Origin of the sequence: Catellatospora methionotrophica (assembly GCF_011297335.1) — a bacterium.
GTDB classification, from domain to species: domain Bacteria; phylum Actinomycetota; class Actinomycetes; order Mycobacteriales; family Micromonosporaceae; genus Catellatospora; species Catellatospora methionotrophica.
Map to the genome: position 1 here is coordinate 45557 of NZ_JAAOTJ010000011.1, position 15213 is coordinate 60769.

At 73.9% G+C, this 15213-nt stretch carries 14 protein-coding genes and 1 pseudogene; 9 read left to right on the forward strand and 6 right to left on the reverse strand.

All coding sequences use genetic code 11. The annotated features are described in order from the left end of the window. Positions 1–41: 41 nt before the first annotated feature. Positions 42–176: pseudogene (locus HAV40_RS38955) on the reverse strand (helix-turn-helix domain-containing protein); the annotation flags it as partial. 70 nt (positions 177–246) lie between these two features. Further along, positions 247–1122 (reverse strand): LysR family transcriptional regulator, encoded by an 876-nt coding sequence (locus tag HAV40_RS23280; protein ID WP_166384699.1) that lies wholly within the window; start codon positions 1120–1122, stop codon positions 247–249. A 197-nt stretch (positions 1123–1319) separates the two neighbouring features. On the opposite strand from HAV40_RS23280, the gene HAV40_RS23285 reads away from it, so the two are divergent. Both HAV40_RS23285 and HAV40_RS23290 read left to right on the forward strand, forming a co-directional pair. After that, positions 1320–2114: a GNAT family N-acetyltransferase gene (locus HAV40_RS23285; protein ID WP_166384701.1), complete on the forward strand. Its 795-nt coding sequence runs from the start codon at positions 1320–1322 to the stop codon at positions 2112–2114. A gap of 143 nt (positions 2115–2257) precedes the next feature. After that, positions 2258–4249 carry a BTAD domain-containing putative transcriptional regulator gene (locus tag HAV40_RS23290; protein WP_166384957.1) on the forward strand — a complete coding sequence of 664 codons (1992 nt, stop codon included), beginning with the start codon at positions 2258–2260 and terminating at the stop codon, positions 4247–4249. A 153-nt stretch (positions 4250–4402) separates the two neighbouring features. Here HAV40_RS23290 and HAV40_RS23295 read toward each other — a convergent pair whose 3' ends face one another. After that, on the reverse strand, positions 4403–5290 hold the full coding sequence (locus tag HAV40_RS23295) for a Vgb family protein (protein ID WP_166384703.1): 888 nt from the start codon (positions 5288–5290) through the stop codon (positions 4403–4405). A gap of 202 nt (positions 5291–5492) precedes the next feature. On the opposite strand from HAV40_RS23295, the gene HAV40_RS23300 reads away from it, so the two are divergent. From HAV40_RS23300 to HAV40_RS23310, 3 genes are all read left to right on the forward strand, one after another. Further along, positions 5493–6107: a pentapeptide repeat-containing protein gene (locus tag HAV40_RS23300; RefSeq protein WP_166384705.1), complete on the forward strand. Its 615-nt coding sequence runs from the start codon at positions 5493–5495 to the stop codon at positions 6105–6107. Positions 6108–6187: 80 nt separating this feature from the next. After that, positions 6188–7729, forward strand: a complete 1542-nt coding sequence (gene mptB, locus HAV40_RS23305) for a polyprenol phosphomannose-dependent alpha 1,6 mannosyltransferase MptB (protein WP_203672222.1) — start codon at positions 6188–6190, stop codon at positions 7727–7729. Continuing rightward, entirely contained in the window at positions 7723–8934 is a 1212-nt protein-coding gene (locus tag HAV40_RS23310; protein WP_166384707.1) for a glycosyltransferase 87 family protein, read from the forward strand. The genes mptB and HAV40_RS23310 overlap by 7 nt, the downstream gene beginning before the upstream one ends. Here HAV40_RS23310 and HAV40_RS23315 read toward each other — a convergent pair. Next, on the reverse strand, positions 8909–9319 hold the full coding sequence (locus tag HAV40_RS23315) for a hypothetical protein (protein ID WP_166384709.1): 411 nt from the start codon (positions 9317–9319) through the stop codon (positions 8909–8911). The genes HAV40_RS23310 and HAV40_RS23315 overlap by 26 nt on opposite strands. Before the next feature lie 83 nt (positions 9320–9402). Here HAV40_RS23315 and HAV40_RS23320 point away from each other — a divergent pair, with 83 nt between their 5' ends. Continuing rightward, a complete protein-coding gene (locus HAV40_RS23320; RefSeq protein ID WP_166384711.1) occupies positions 9403–9858 on the forward strand; it encodes a DMT family protein in 456 nt (151 codons plus the stop codon). A gap of 98 nt (positions 9859–9956) precedes the next feature. Continuing rightward, positions 9957–11240 (forward strand): ATP-grasp domain-containing protein, encoded by a 1284-nt coding sequence (locus tag HAV40_RS23325; protein WP_166384713.1) that lies wholly within the window; start codon positions 9957–9959, stop codon positions 11238–11240. A 111-nt stretch (positions 11241–11351) separates the two neighbouring features. Here HAV40_RS23325 and HAV40_RS23330 read toward each other — a convergent pair whose 3' ends face one another. Together HAV40_RS23330 and HAV40_RS23335 are read right to left on the reverse strand one after the other, a co-directional pair. Beyond that, complete coding sequence (locus HAV40_RS23330; protein ID WP_166384715.1) at positions 11352–12722, reverse strand: hypothetical protein; 1371 nt, start codon at positions 12720–12722, stop codon at positions 11352–11354. A gap of 63 nt (positions 12723–12785) precedes the next feature. Further along, positions 12786–13346 carry an HD domain-containing protein gene (locus tag HAV40_RS23335; RefSeq protein WP_166384717.1) on the reverse strand — a complete coding sequence of 187 codons (561 nt, stop codon included), beginning with the start codon at positions 13344–13346 and terminating at the stop codon, positions 12786–12788. Between the two features lie 336 nt (positions 13347–13682). Here HAV40_RS23335 and HAV40_RS23340 point away from each other — a divergent pair, with 336 nt between their 5' ends. Beyond that, entirely contained in the window at positions 13683–14084 is a 402-nt protein-coding gene (locus HAV40_RS23340; RefSeq protein ID WP_166384719.1) for a hypothetical protein, read from the forward strand. Positions 14085–14235: 151 nt separating this feature from the next. Continuing rightward, a complete protein-coding gene (locus HAV40_RS23345) occupies positions 14236–15213 on the forward strand; it encodes an NAD(P)H-dependent glycerol-3-phosphate dehydrogenase (RefSeq protein WP_166384959.1) in 978 nt (325 codons plus the stop codon).

Genomic DNA, 15213 nt, shown 5'->3' on the forward strand with positions numbered 1-15213 from the left:
CTGCAGCCCATCCCATGGCTTTTGGCGTCCAGGGCCTGCTTGACCAGCCGCACGCACTGGTTGTACCCGAAACGGGACGCACCCGCGTGCCGACGCAGCATCGTCTGCTGCTCGACGGTCGGGTCCAAACAGAACTGGAACGTGGTGAAACGGGCCACGGCAGCACACCCTGCCACACACCACCGACAACACCCAGCCGACAACGATCACATCGGCCGCACGAGCCGCACACTTTTGAAACACGCGCTAGGCGTCGGCGGCCGCCTGGGCGAAGGCGCGGACCAGGGTGGTCTCGGCGGCGGTGCGCCACACCGGCACGTACTGCAGGACCGGGCCGTCGGCCAGCGGCAGGAAGGCGATGTCGTGGCGCGACCGGGTGGCGGCCGCGTGCACGCCGACCGGCGACACGACCGTGCCGCCGCTGATCGCGGTCAGGGCCTCCTCCAGGGTGGCCACCCCCAGACCGCGCGGGATGGGCCGTCCGGCCGGGGTCACCGCGGGGGTGTGCGCCCGCCACATGTAGTCGGGGATCGGCCCGTCCGCCCACACCACCGGGTGGTCGCCGAGGTCCTCCATCGTGACCTGGTCCCGGCCGGCCAGCGGATGGCCGGGCGAGACGGCCAGGACCATCGACTCGGTGTGCAGGTTCGGCCCGACAGTGAGGTCGGGCTCGTCGACGGGCAGCCACGCCAGCGCGATGTCGACCCGGCCCGCGCGCAGCGCGCTGAACGGATCGGTCGGCAGGATCTCGCGGATGCGCACCTCGCACCGCGGATGCCGCTGCCGGAACAGGTCGAGGACCGGCGCGATCTGGTGGTGGTCGACGGCCATGGCGCCCAGCGTCAGCGTGCCGATCTGCCCGCGCGTGGTGGCGACGGCCTCGTCGACGGCCGCCATGATCTCGCGGTAGCCCGCGCCGAGCCGGTCGCGCAACCGCTGCCCCAGCGGCGTGAGCTGCACGTTGCGGCTGGTCCGTTCGAACAGCGCGCCGCCGATCCGGCGCTCCTGCTGTTTGATCGACTGGCTGACGCGCGCCTGGGACAGGTGCAGGCGCTCGGCCGTACGCCCGAAGTGCAGCTCCTCGGCCAGGGTCAGGAAGATCTCGATGTCGCGTAACTCCACCTGGCCCCCTGTCACCGCTCACCCGCGTCGCGCCGCGAAGCGGCAGTCTACGGCGGCGGTGCGGGGCCGGACCGCGATCGTGACCCGGACCACGGCCGGTCGCAGCGCCGCGTGCGGCCTCGAACGATAACCCGCGCTTATGTGACGGTGCGATCTTGGGCGTTGTTCCGGCCGGCCAGGACGGCGATGGTGACACCATGACCGAGTGCATGATCGACATCGTGGCGACGCCGGACCATCCCGGAGTGCCGTGGTGGCAGGCCGTGACACCCGACGGCTTCGTCGCCGGCGTCGCCGGGCTGCGGCCGACCGGCCCGCACGGTCTCCTGCTCCCGCCCGCCCTGTGCGTGACCCCGTGCGCCGCCGACCTGAACCTGTACGTGGAGCCGCAGTGGCGCCGGCGCGGCATCGGCTCCCGGCTGCTGGCCGCGGTCCGGGCCCAGACCACCGAACGGCACCTCGCCGTCGAGGTGGCCGCAGGCACTCCCGCCGAGGCGTTCTGCCTGCGGCACGGCTTCCGGCATGCCCGCACCGTGCGCCACGACCTGCTCGCCTACGCCGACGTGCATCGCGCGTGGCTGGGCGAACTGGTCGACGCCGGACACCGCGGCTACCGCCTGACCTGTTGGAGCGGCGACGTGCCCCCCGACTCCAGCGTCGCGGACCTGATCGGCAGTCCGAGCCGGCCCGGTGACACCGTGCTGACCGTCGCCGACGACGGCGGAGACCTGGCGGCCTATGCCGTCGCCGTCGTCGACCCCCGGCCCCGCGCCCGCCAGTACGGGCCCGCCGTGCTGCCCGCCCACCGCGGACGGCGGCTGGGCCGCTGGGTCAACGCCGCCCTGATCCAGCGGCTGCGCGAGGTCCACCCGCACGTCGAGGAGATCGAGACCGTGACCCCGGAGGACGACGCCCCGCTGCTCGCCCTGCGCGAGCATCTCGGCTTCCGCCCCGTACGGCGAACCCGCCGCTACGAACTCCCCCTGCGCTGATCCACGACTCCCTCCGCCACCGAGTCAGAGGACGAATCACCATGTCCGTGGCCGTATTGACCCCACCGGTCGGGGCGGCAGCCGTGAGCCCGCCCGGCAGGCAGCCGCCGACCGACGCCGACGATCCCCGCGACACCGCCGTCGTGGACATCAGGATGCTCGGGCCGCTCGAGGTCCGCGTGAACGGAGCACCCGCCGACGTGCCAGGCGCGCGCCTGCGCGGGCTGCTGATAGCGCTCGCGCTCGAACCAGGCCGGGTCGTCCCCAAAGCCGCGCTGCTCGACTGGATCTGGGGCGGCCACCCGCCCGCCGACGCCACCAACGCGCTGCACCGCCTGGTCTCGCGCCTGCGCCGGGCCCTGCCGGACGGCATGATCGAGGGCCACACCGACGGCTACCGGCTGCTGCTGGCACCCGACGCCGTCGACGCGGTGCGCTTCGCGCGCCTGGTGGGCCAGGCCCGCGACGGCGAAGGGCCGCAGCGCGTACGGCGGCTGCGCGACGCCCTGGCTCTGTGGCGCGGCACGGCGATGCAGGATGTGGGACTGCCCGACAGCACCGCACTGGACGCGGCGGTCACCCGGCTGGAGCGGCTGCGCCTGACCGCCGTCGAGGACCGGTGCGACGCGGAGACCAGCCTCGGCGACGGCGCGGACCTGGTCAGCGAGCTGACCGACCTGGCTGCCGCGCATCCGCTGCGCGAACGGCTCGCCGCCGCGCTCATGCGGGCCCTGGTGGCCGCCGGACGCGGCACCGAGGCGCTGCTGGTCTTCCAGCGCACCCGGGACGCCCTGGCCGAGACGCTGGGCGTCGACCCGGCACCGGAACTGTCCGCGTTGCACGTCGCGCTGCTGCGCGGCGAGCTGGGGCAGCGCGACGACAGGCGGCGGACCAACCTGCGGGCCGAACTGACCAGCTTCGTCGGCCGGGAGACCGACCTGGCCGCCGTCCGCGACCTCGTCGCCGGGCACCGGCTCACCACCCTGATCGGACCCGGCGGTTCCGGCAAGACACGGCTGGCCACCGAGACCGCGCACACCCTGCCCCGGGACCTGCCCGGCGGGATCTGGCTGGTGGAACTCGCCACCGTCGGCGCCGGCGGCGACGTCGCGCAGGCGGTGCTCGCCGGGCTCGGTTTTCGTGACGCCGCACCGGGCACCGACCCGGTGCGGCAGGTCGCCGCCGCGGTCGGCGAGCAGGCCATGCTGCTGATCCTCGACAACTGCGAGCACGTCGTCGAGGCGGCGGCGGCGTTCGCCCACCGCGTGCTCGGCGAGTGCCGCAGGCTGCGGATCCTGGCGACCAGCCGGGAACCGCTCGGCATCACCGGCGAGGCGCTGTGGGCCGTCGCGCCGTCGGTGCTGCCCGCCCACGACGCGACCCAGGGCGAGATCGAGGCGGCTGCGGCCGTACGCCTGCTGCGGGACCGCGCCGGGGCGGTGTGCCCCGACCTCGGGACCGACGCCGCCACCTCGGCCACCCTGGCGCGCGTCTGCCGGGCACTGGACGGCATGCCACTGGCGATCGAACTCGCCGCGGCCCGGCTGCGCACCATGTCCCTCGACCAGCTCGCAGGCCGCCTCGACGACCGGTTCCGGCTGCTGACCGGCGGCAGCCGCACCGCCCTGCCCCGCCACCGCACGCTGCGCGCCGTCATCGACTGGAGCTGGGAACTGCTCACCGACGCCGAACGGACCGTCCTGCGGCGGCTCGCGGTGTTCTCCGGCGGGGCGAGCCTGGACGCGGCCGAGCGGGTCTGCGCCGGTGGCCCGATCGCGCCCGGCCAGGTGTTCGAGCTGCTCACCGCACTGACCGAGAAGTCACTCGTGCTCACCGAGGGCGGCTGCGCGCCGCGCTACCGGATGCTGGGCACCATCCGGGAGTACGCCCGCGACCGCCTCGCCGAAGCGGGCGAAACCGACCAGTCCCGCCACGCCCACCTGGCCTACTTCACCGAACTCGCCGAAACAGCCGACCGTCACCCGCCCCACCCCGCCGACCTGGCCGCCGACCACGACAACATCCACGCCGCGATGCGCGGCGCACTCGCGGCCCGCGAGCCCCGCGAGTCGATGCGGCTCGCGGCGGCCGCCGGATGCGGAGATCACTGTCTGCGGTCGGAAAGTGCGGTCTGACCACACGTATCGACCGGAAACGGCGATCATGCCGGCCGAAATCCGATTGCCGCCGCTGCGACCTGGCGAGGCTGGCCCGCGAGCGCGGGCACGGCGACGTCCTCGACGCGTGGGGCACCGAACTCGATCTCCTGCCCTGATAACAGCCGCAGGTCAGTGCACGCTGATCCGGGCTACGGCACCGGTCTCCAGGGCGGCCCACACGTCACCGTCCGGGCCGACGGTGATGCCGTGCGGCTCCGAGGCCGGGGTGGGCAGGTCGTACTCGGTGAGCACACCCGCGGCGGTGATACGGCCGATCCGGTTGCCGCCCCATTCGGTGAACCAGCAGTCGCCCGTGGGCGTCACGGCGACGGCGTGCGGTTTCGCGCCCCGGTCGGGCAGCGGGAAATCCTGGACGGCGCCGTCCATACCGAGCCTGCCGAGCTGCCCGGTGCCGATGTCGGCGAACCAGACCGCGTCGTCGCCGGACGCGATGCCCACCGGGGCGGCACCGATGGCGGTCAGGCTGTGGAGCGTCACCAGGCCGTCGACGGTGCAACGGCCGATGGCGCCGGCCTGGTTGAGGGTGAACCACAGTGCCCCGTCGGGGCCAGCCGTGATCATCGAGGGGAACGTCTGCCGTCCCGTCACGGGAAAGTGGCTGATCCGGCCGTCGGTGGTGATCCGGCCGATCCGGTCGGTGCTCATCTCGGTGAACCACAGTGCGCCGTCCGGGCCCGCGCAGATCCCGAACGGGCTGCTGCCGGGGTCGGGCAGCGCGTACGCCGTCAGCGTCCCGTCGGTCCCCATGCGCCCGATGTGGCCGTCGGCGGACCGGGTGAACCACAGCGCCCCGTCCGGACCCGCCGTGATGATGCCCGGCCGGCAGCCCTCGGGTCCGGCCCGGTACCGGGTGGTCTCCCCGCGTGTGGAGAACCGGGCGACCTCACCGCTGTGGATCAGTGTGAGCCACAGCGCGCCGTCGGACCCGGTCGTGATGCTGTAGGGGCCGGCGCTCACGTCCGCGACCACGAACTCCCGGACTGACGGGTGCACCATGCTGTCCTGCCTTCCCTCGACTTCTGACGGCTCGACCCGCTCCGGGTACCCCGGGCAGATGGATCATTAACCGGCGCCCGTCTCCGCCGCCGGCGACGGGCAAGGGCCGGGTTAGGGTCGACCCGTGCCGCCTCGGTCAGCAACCAGCAGAGACACCAGCCGTCCGCCCCGCGTGCCCACCCGGCCCAAACCCCCGGCGGCCATGGACACGGCGGTGTCGCCGGACCACGACCTGGAGGACGAGGCCACGTTCCGGCGGCTGGCGTTCCTCGACCACGACCTGAACGGGCAGGCCGCCGACGCGGCCGAGTTCGAGCAGTGCCGGTTCACCCGCACCGGCCTGGCCCGTACCGTGCTGGACCGGGCGATGTTCACCGACTGCCTGGTGGAGACCTCCGACTGGGCGAACCTCAAGGCGACCAAGTCGGGCCTGCTGCGGGTCGAGGTGTCGCTGGGCAGGCTCACCGGCCTGCACTGGGTCGACGGCACGCTGCGCGACGTGACGTTCCGCGAGTGCCGGATGGACCTGGCGACGTTCCGGTTCACCTCGTTCAAGGACGTCGCGTTCATCGACTGCAACCTGACCAGGGCCGACTTCACCAACGCCGATCTGCGCGGGGCGAGCTTCACCGGCTGCGACCTGTCGGGCGCGCAGTTCGCCCAGGCCGACTGTGCCGGGGCCCGGTTCACCCGGTGCGAGCTGGGCGGCATCGGCAGTGTGGCGAGCCTCAAGGGCGCCGTGGTCAGCGCGCACGACCTGGCCGGGCTCGCGCACACGCTGGCGGCGGCGCTCGACATCACGATCGACGGGAGCTGACCGGTCGCGGCAACTCGGCGGCCACGACTGGTTGGGGCCGCCGTCGTCTGCCGTACACCGCCTGCTGGCAGCCTGCCCTGGTGCTGTCCGCCATCCGCCTGCCCGACGAGACGCGCCGGTGCCTCGTCCTGGGCCTGGCCGGTGCCACGGCGCTGGCCGGTGGCGGCCTGGCGGCGGGGGCGCTGCCGGTGCGCGACACCCTCGCACCCGCGCTGGGGCTGAGCGCGCTGCGCCAGCACCAGGGCGCCGGGCTGGTCTGCGCCTACTTCGGGCTGGCGCTGCTGGTGGCCGCCTGGTGGCGGCTGGGCCGGGCGGTACGCGGCGGCGACCCGCCCTCCCCGCGCACCCTGCTGCTGGTGCTCGCCGCGTGGGCGGTGCCGCTGGTGGCGATGCCGCCGCTGTTCAGCCGCGACGTCTACAGCTACCTGGCGCAGGGGGCAATGGTCACGGCCGGGCTCGACGTCTACCAGGCGGGCCCGTCGGCGATGGGCGGCCCGCTGTTGGCGGAGGTGCCCGTGATCTGGCAGCACACGCCGACGCCGTACGGCCCGGCATTCCTGTCCCTGGCCGCCGGAGTGTCGGGGTTCTCGGCGACGGACGTGCCGCTGGGCGTGTTCGGCATGCGTGCGGTGGCACTGGCCGGGGTCGTGCTGCTCATCGCGTGCCTGCCCCGGCTGGCCCGGTCGTGCGGCGTGGACCCGGCCGCCGCGCTGTGGCTCGGCGCGCTGAATCCGCTGGTGCTGCTGCACCTGGTCAGCGGGGCGCACAACGACGCGGTCATGCTGGGCCTGCTCATCGCCGGGCTGACCGCCGCCTGCGCCAACCGGTTCGCGCTGGCCGCCGTCGTGATCACCCTCGCCAGCCTGGTGAAGGCCCCGGCGGCGCTCGGCCTGGTCGTCGTGGTCTGGCTGTGGCAGCGCGCGCTGCACCGCTCGGCAGATCCGCCCGCGGCGATCCTGCCCGCGTCGCGGCCGGCGTGCGCCGGGTCGGTGTCGGATCGCCCGGCCCTCGGGCGGCGGACGGCCACCCTGCGGGCGTTCGGGTCGACCGCCTGCCTGGCCGCCGCGACGACCGCGCTGGTGACCGCCGTGACGGGGACCGGCTACGGGTGGGTGCGGTCGCTGACGACGCCGATCTCGGCGCACAACTGGTCGCTGAGCAGCACCGTCGGCCGGATCACCCGGAACCTGCTGGAGGCGGCGGGCAGTGATCTGGCCGCGTCGGCGATCCCGGCGTGGCGCTGGATCGGGCTGGCCGCCGCCGCCGGGGCGACGCTGCTGGCCTGGCATCACCGGCGACGGCTCGGCCTGGTGTACGCCCTGGGACTGAGCCTGGCCGCGCTCGCCCTGCTCGGACCGGCCCTGCGGCCCTGGTATCTGCTGTGGGGGCTGGTGCCGATCGCGGCCGCCGCACCGCCGCACGGGCGGGTGCGCCGCTGGACGGCGCTGGCCTGCCTCGCGCTGACGGTCACCGTGTTCCCGAGCGGGTTCACGCCGTCGGTGGACGAGCTGGCGGCGGCGCTGGCCGGGGCGCTGCTGGCCGTGCCGATCCTGGTCCTGTACGCCGGTGACGTCGCCGCGCCGGTGCGTCCCTATCGAGGAACGGAGCCCACCGCATGGTGAGCACGCCCCGCGCCCGACTGCTCTGCGTGCTCGCGCTGGCCACCGCGGTGGGCCTGTTCATCGCGCTGATCCCGGGGCATCGCGGCTGGTTCGACGTGCTGGTCTACTACGGAGCCGTCAACGACTGGGTGCACGAGGGCGGCAGCCTGTACGGCTACCTGGTGCCGGGCACCCACTACGGGTTCACGTACCCGCCGTTCGCGGCGGTGGTGATGCTGCCGATGAGCATGCTCGGCTGGCACACCGTGATCGCGGTCAACGTGGCGCTGACCGCGGTGGCCTGCGCGCTGGTGCTGTACTGGCTGGTCGACCCGATCGCCCGGGAGCACGGCTGGCCCCGGCTGTTCACATTCGGGATCGCCGTGTGCCTGCTGGCGGCGCTGCAACCGGCCCGCGACACGGTCAGCTTCGGCCAGGTCAACCTGATCCTCGTCGCGCTGGTGCTCACCGACGCGTGGCTGCTGACCAGCGGCCGGGGCCGGTGGGCGGGCATCGGGATCGGGCTCGCCGCCGCGATCAAGCTCACCCCGGCGATCTTCATCGGGTATCTGCTGCTGGCCGGGCGGCGGCGGGCGGCCGTGACGGCGAGCGCCACCGCCGCCGCCGCGACGCTGCTGGCGGTGCTCGTCGCGCCGGGTCCGTCGTGGACGTTCTGGACGTCGGCGTTCGGTGACACCGGCCGGATCGGCGACCTGTTCTACATCTCGAACCAGTCGCTGCGCGGGGTGATCGCCCGGCTCGACCCGGAGCACTCGCACCCGGTGTTCTGGCTGGTCACGGTCGTATGCGCGCTGGTCGTGTGGGGTTGGCGGGTGCGCCGGGCGGCCCGCGCGGGCGACGTGTGGGGCGGCTTCGCGCTCACCGGCCTGGCCGCGTGCCTGGTCAGCCCGGTCACCTGGGTGCATCACCTGGTCTGGGTGGTGCCCGCGCTGGTCCTGCTGACCGGGGCGGGGCTGCGCGAGCCGGAGCCCCGCCGGCGGCGCAAGCTGCTGTGGTCGGCCGGGGCGGCGTACGTGGTGCTGTGCAGCAGCGTGGTGTGGGTGTGGGCGAACAGGTCCGGCGACCCGGACGGGTTCGTCGGCGGCAGCGCGTACGTGTGGATCACGCTGGGGCTGCTGGTGCTGATGCCGCTGCGCTCGCCGACGCCTGCCGTTCACCGACCGGCGGCGCAGGAGTCGATCAGCGTATCGGCTGCCCGGTCATGATGCCCGCACGCCGTCCGGCCGTGGCGGTGTGCGAACGGGGAACAATGACCATCCTCAGCACCATCCTGGGCCTGCTCGCCGCCGGGCTGTTCGCGGCGGCGGCGGCGCTGCAGCACCGGGTGACCCGCGCCGTCACCCAGGCCCGCGGTGACATCGCCGGACACTGGCTGCCGGTGCTGGGCGTCGTGGCGCGGCTGCTGCGCAGCCCGGTGTGGCTGGCCGGGCTCGGCTGCAACGTGCTGGGCTTCGCCGCGCACGCCACGGCCCTGCACACCGGGTCCATCTCCATCGTGCAGGCGCTGCTGGCGGTGCAGCTGATGTTCGCGCTGCCGATGGCGTACGCCCGCACCGGCCGCCCGCCGTCGGGCCGGGACTGGCTGGGCACGGCGGCGGTCTGCGCGGGCCTGGCGGTGCTGGTGCTGGCGCGGCGGGGTCGCGCAGACGGTACGCCGGGAGCCGCTGCCCGCCGTGCTGCTGGCCGCGGTCGTGCTGATCGGCGTGCTGCTGGCCGCGGCCCGTGGCCGCCCCGGCCGGACCGCCCGCACCGCGCTGACCGGCGTCGCCGCAGGAACCGGTTTCAGCACCACGGCCGTGCTCACCGTCGTCGTAGCCGACCAGTTCGCCACCGGCGGGCCGATCGCGACGGTGCTCGACTGGCCGGTGTACGCCCTGGGCCTGTCCGGGCTGGTCGCGGCATTGCTGGCGCAGGAGGCGTTCGGCAGCGGCTCGCTGCCCGCCGCGCTGACCGCGATGACCGTCGCCGACCCGGTGCTGAGCTGGCTGTGGGGCGCACTGCTGTTCGACGAGGCCCCACCGGCGGGCCTGGCCGCCCTGTGGACCCTGACCCTGGCCGGAGCCGCCATCGCCACCGGCGTCGCCCTGCTCGCCTACTCGCCCACCCTGCGCGTCCCGTCCAACACGTGAGGACGCACCGGGGCGTGTCGAAGAGTTCCCCCGCCGTTCGCCGGAAGTACGCCTGCGACCTGCCGCGAAGCCGCGTGCGATCGGCCACAGTTGCCGCCATGGCATGGGACCTGCATGACTACCGCCTGGTGACCGCCAGCGCGTATCCCGGCATGATGGCGCCGCTGACCGAGCACCCCTCGTGTGTCTGCGTGCTGTCCGGCGACGCCGACGCCGACCTGCCCGGCACCCGGACACTGTCCCTGGAACGGCTCGACGGCGTACGCCGCCGGTGGCGTTTCGGCGACGTCGCGCGGCTGGCCGACTTCGTCCCGAAGGTGCTGGCCGAGGCCCCGGCCGACGACCGGCCGATCCTGCTGGTGCCGCCGCGCGCCAGCACCGCCTGGGACGCCGCCGCGGCGGCCTGGCCGGGCCGGGTGCGGCTGGCCGCCGGTCCGCTGGACGTGGTCGAGCGGCTGGCCGAGGACAAGGTGTACATCCGCCAGGCGCTGCAGGGGCTCGGCGTGCCCGTGCCCGAGGCGCTGGCGCTCGACCGGGACGAACTCGACTTCACGGCGGTCGCCCGGCGGCTGGACGCGCCGTTCATCGCGCAGACCCCGAACGGGGCGGGCGGCCAGGGCACCTACCTGGTCCGCGACGCCGCCGAGCTGGCCGCGGCACGGCAGGCGCACCCGCACGTGACGCGGTGGCTGCTGTCGCGCTACGCCGGGGACGTGACGATCAACGTGGCCGGGGTGGTGCACGCCGACGGCGTACGGCTGTTGCCCGCCTCGTTGCAGATCAGCGGGATCGCGCAGCTCGGCTACGCGTTCGGCGGCTACTGCGGCAGCGACTTCGCCATGCCGCGCGTCGACCCCGGCGCGCTGGCCCAGGCCTACCTGCACACCGAGCGCATCGGAGCGTGGCTGGCCACGCAGGGGCACCGGGGCCTGTTCGGGGCCGACATCGCGGTGTCCGGCGGGGATGTGGCGTTCCTGGAGGTCAACCCGCGTATCCAGGGCTCGTCGTGGCTGCTGAGCCGGTTGCAGGAACGGCACGGGCTCAACCCATGCCTGCACCAGCACCTGCAGGCGCTGCTCGGCGAACCGCTCGATCCCGCCGACGCGGCGCGGCCGGTGCTGCCCACGGCCGGCAGCCACCTGCTGGTGCGCTGGACCGGTCCGGGTGGCATGGTGCGCGACGTGCCACGGCCCGACTCGTACGCCGGAGTGCACGTCACCGGCCTGCCTGCGGTCGGGGTGACGCTGCTGCCGGGTGCGATCCTGGCCCGGCTGGAGTCCACGGCGAGTCTGTCCGAGCCGGACGGACGCGGCCTGCTGCCCGCCACCGGCGCGCTGGTCGACGCGCTGACGGCCGCCGTCGCCGTCGACCCGCTGCGCTGACGGCGTAACCGTTGCGGCGCACCGGGTCCGGTGCGCCGCTCCGGGCACCGCCTTCACCCGTGTCGACCCCGTGTTGGAAGGTGCCCTGCGCCGCCTGTCGCGGCGGCGGGTCTACCAGCGCCACTGGGCCGGGGACGCCACCGGATGGGCGCGCAGCCAGGCGGTGGCCGAGCGGGTCAGCCGGGCCACGATCGGCGCGGCCAGCCAGGCCCAGACGACGGCGAAGAAGGCCAGCTGGGCGTACCGGCCGGGCGCCAGGTTGCCGGGCCAGTCCGTGAGCGGGTACCACAGGTCGCTCTCGACGACGCCGAAGCGGCAGTAGTCCTCCTGCAGGTTCGCCTTGTCGTAGCAGCGCGGCGCGCCGCTGGACTCGAACACGCTGCTGTTCGCGGCGACCCAGACCGACAGCGACAGCACGCCCAGCAGCATCACGTTCGGCCACGCGCGGGCGTCGGGACGGGTCAGCCACACCGCCAGCGCCAGCGCCGCGGGCAGCACGGCGAGCAGGAAGAAGCGCGGTCCCCAGTACAGGTCCCCGCTCCACGCCCACCAGTTGGCGTACACCGCGACCATCGCCCCGACGTAGATCAGCCACGACCGGTACGCGCCCCACAGGTCGACCGCGCCGGCGTCGTACAGCCCGCGCAGCCTGCGCCGGATCGGCAGGAACAGGCCCGGGGTGAACCAGACCAGTCCCTTGCCGAACGAGAACAGGATCGCCAGCACGCCCAGCGCCATCGGATAGTCGAACCGCTCGCCGGTGTACCCCTGGTCGAGCGGGTCGCCCCGGCGCAGCCACGCCTCGCCGAGCACCAGCAGCACCGCGGTCACCACCGGCACCGCGTACCGCAGGCGGCGCAGCCGCACCGCACGGTCGGCGGCCGTCAGCGCGAGCGCGGGCAGGGTCGCCGCGATGTTGGCCGTGCCCAGCGCCAGCCCGGCCCAGCCGAGCCGCCGCCACCACGGGTGGGTGGCCGCGAGGTACGCGGCGATCAGGCCGACGCCGACGGTCATCGCGGAGAACGTCTCGGCGTAGAAGTTCGAGATGTGCGCGGGGATCATGCTGCCGACGACGAGCAGCAGCAGGAAACGCCGCAGCAGCCCGGCGTCGACCCGTCCCCGCAGCAGCAGGTGCAGGGCGAGCAGGGCGAGGGCGAAGACGACCAGGTTGAAGTACGCCAGCCAGACGTCCGGGCGGCCGATCACCTGCCCGGCCAGCCACATCGGCGTCGCGAACAGCGGCCCGAGCAGCGAGTACCGGTCCTCGGACAGGCCGTCGCCGCTGAGCAGCTGGTCGAGCGCGTCGTAGCGGCGGCGGGCGTCCCAGGTCACCTTGTGGTTGGCGAAGACCAGCGACAACATGCCGAGGCCGAACAGCGTCCATTCGACGGCACCGCCCCGGTCACGTGGCGCGACGGGAACCTCCGCGACGGGATGATCGGCATCGACGGGGGCCGTCTGCTGTCGGGTCTCTGCGGGCATCCCGCGAACCTATGGACAAGCGGGCCGGTGCAGCGGGAGGCTTCGATTGCTATTGGGTAACGGTCAGGCGACGGCGAGCGTGAGCAGGCGACTCTGCACCCGGGCCGCGGCGGCGCGCAGGTAGGGCGCGCGACGCAGGTGCGCCTGGCCGTACGCCGAGGACGCGCCGTGCCGCCCGAGCGCCTCGGTCAGCCGCTCCTCCAGGAACACCGGCTCCCCGCATACCCCCGCGGTCTGGTCGGCGCTGGCCAGCGCGTCGGTGACGGCCGACGCCTCGTCGGGGAACTCGGCCAGGCCCGGCACTCCCTGCGCCTGCGCCAGGAACGCGGCGCCCGAGTGGTGGGCGACCAGCGCGCACAGGCGCGGCGGCCAGCCCAGCCGCCGCAGCAGGCGGGCTCCGTCCAGGGGATGGAATCCGGTGTCCAGCGCCGCGGCGGCGTATCCCACGTCGTGCAGCCACGCCGCGCACAGCAGCAGGTCCCGGTCGACCCGGCTGACGGCCGCGGACAGCTCGGCGGCGCGCCCGGCCACTCCGGCGCTGTGTGCGCGCCGCTGCGGCAGGTCCGCCAGCAGTTCCTCGGCCAGCCACCTGGCCCGGACCGGTACGACATGATCGATCGTCATGGGCGGCACGACGGTGACGCTAGGCCGGTCACCCCTTCGGATCAACGGATGTGGCTTGTTGTCCGTCCGTTGTTCGCCATTTGTTCATCTCTTCCGCACCGCCGAACGCGCAGGTCAACAGCCACGGCGGGAACGCGCGGCGGCGGCCAGCCCGGCGGCGGCAGCGGACGCCCACCGGCCACCGCCCGCACGTGATCAACGGCGTCAGCCGGCCGCCACCCGCCGGGACGTCCTCGTTTGTTCGCACCGCAACGATGGCCGATCGGCTGGCCCGTGCGGCGGCTGAACCGTCTTAGGGTCCACATCGAACTGTCGTGCGAACACGGGGAGCCGTTCATGAGACCACGGCCTTATGTTCGCTGTCCCGGATGCGAGCTCGTCGGCCCCGCCGAGGACCTCGAATACGAGCTCAGCGACCAGGGCACCGTCGACTGGCGCAGCCCTGTGCACTGGCAGTGCGCCGAGTGCGGCTACGTCGACACGATCTCGGCCGACCAGGTGCTCGCCGACGACACCGAGCACACCTGCGTCGACTGCGGCACGCTGACCCCGTGCCCGGCTGCCGCGGCGCGGGTCGAATGCGTACGTTGCGGGCTCATCGGTCTCGGCCCCGCCACCGCCGATCCGGAGATCGCCGGGCAGTTGCGGGCCATCGAGGCGCTGCACGCCATCGAGCTGCGGGTGCAGCAGGCGCTGCGGGAGCAGCACGGCCCCGCGGGCGAGCCGCACCCGGCCTGAGCCGAAACGGCGCAGCCGATCCGGCCCCGGCCGCCCGCACCGGCGGCGTGGCATGATTTCGAGCGACGACGGCCGGAACTGCCCGGCGGCGAGGATCGTGCCCCGGCGGCTGCCGTGGCGGGAGAGGCGGCGACGGGTGCGGACCGCGGTCATGGGAGCGGGCTCCTGGGGAAGTGTCTTCGCGAAGATCCTGGCCGAGGCCGGTGGCGAGGTGACCATGTGGGCCCGGCGGGAAACCATCGCCGAGGCGATCCGCAGCACCGGGCGCAACCCCGACTACTTCCCCGAGGCCGCCCTGCCGCGCAACGTCACGGCGACGTCCGACCCGGCGGCGGCGCTGGCCGGAGCCGACCAGGTCGTGCTCGCGGTGACCTCGCAGACGCTGCGCGCCAACCTCAGCGCGTGGGCCGGGCTGATCCCCGCCGACGCGACGCTGATCTCCCTGATGAAGGGGATCGAGCTGGGCACGACCAAGCGGATGAGCGAGGTCATCGTCGAGACGACCGGGGTAGACCCGCGCCGGGTCGCCGTGGTCACCGGCCCCAACATCGCCCCCGAGCTGGTCGTACGCCAGCCCGCCGCGGCCGTGGTCGCCTGCCCGGACCTGAGCCGGGCGACCGCCGTCCAGGAGTCGATCACCACGCCCTACTTCCGGCCGTACACCAATGACGACGTCATCGGGTGCGAACTGGGCGGCGCGGTCAAGAACGTGATCGCCCTGGCATACGGCATCGCCACGTCGATGGAGCTGGGCGAGAACATCAAGGCGACCCTGATCACGCGTGGCCTGGCCGAGACCACCCGGCTCGGGGTGGCGCTCGGCGCGGACCCGCTGACCTTCGCGGGCCTGTCGGGCCTGGGCGACCTGGTCGCGACCTGCTGTTCGCCGCTGACCCGCAACCGCACGTTCGGCGAGCACCTGGGCCGCGGCCTGAGCCTGGAGCAGGCCCAGGCGGCCACCCGGTACACCGCCGAGGGCGTCAAGAGCTGCCTGGCCATCCGGGACCTCGCGCACAAGCACGGGGTGGAGATGCCGATCACCGAGCAGGTCGAGCGCATCTGCCACGAGGGCGTCGACCCGAAGGTCGCCCTGGTGACCCTGATGAGCCGCCAGACCAAGCCGGAGTGA

What these genes read in the sequence shown, in the direction of transcription:
- HAV40_RS23285 (WP_166384701.1), top strand. Translation starts at nt 1,320, where the DNA reads ATGACCGAGTGCATGATCGACATCGTGGCGACGCCGGACCATCCCGGA.
- HAV40_RS23295 (WP_166384703.1), bottom strand. Translation starts at nt 5,290, where the DNA reads ATGGTGCACCCGTCAGTCCGGGAGTTCGTGGTCGCGGACGTGAGCGCC.
- HAV40_RS23335 (WP_166384717.1), bottom strand. Translation starts at nt 13,346, where the DNA reads ATGACGATCGATCATGTCGTACCGGTCCGGGCCAGGTGGCTGGCCGAG.
- HAV40_RS23310 (WP_166384707.1), top strand. Translation starts at nt 7,723, where the DNA reads ATGGTGAGCACGCCCCGCGCCCGACTGCTCTGCGTGCTCGCGCTGGCC.
- HAV40_RS23330 (WP_166384715.1), bottom strand. Translation starts at nt 12,722, where the DNA reads ATGCCCGCAGAGACCCGACAGCAGACGGCCCCCGTCGATGCCGATCAT.
- HAV40_RS23340 (WP_166384719.1), top strand. Translation starts at nt 13,683, where the DNA reads ATGAGACCACGGCCTTATGTTCGCTGTCCCGGATGCGAGCTCGTCGGC.
- HAV40_RS23325 (WP_166384713.1), top strand. Translation starts at nt 9,957, where the DNA reads ATGGCATGGGACCTGCATGACTACCGCCTGGTGACCGCCAGCGCGTAT.
- HAV40_RS23345 (WP_166384959.1), top strand. Translation starts at nt 14,236, where the DNA reads ATGGGAGCGGGCTCCTGGGGAAGTGTCTTCGCGAAGATCCTGGCCGAG.
- HAV40_RS23300 (WP_166384705.1), top strand. Translation starts at nt 5,493, where the DNA reads ATGGACACGGCGGTGTCGCCGGACCACGACCTGGAGGACGAGGCCACG.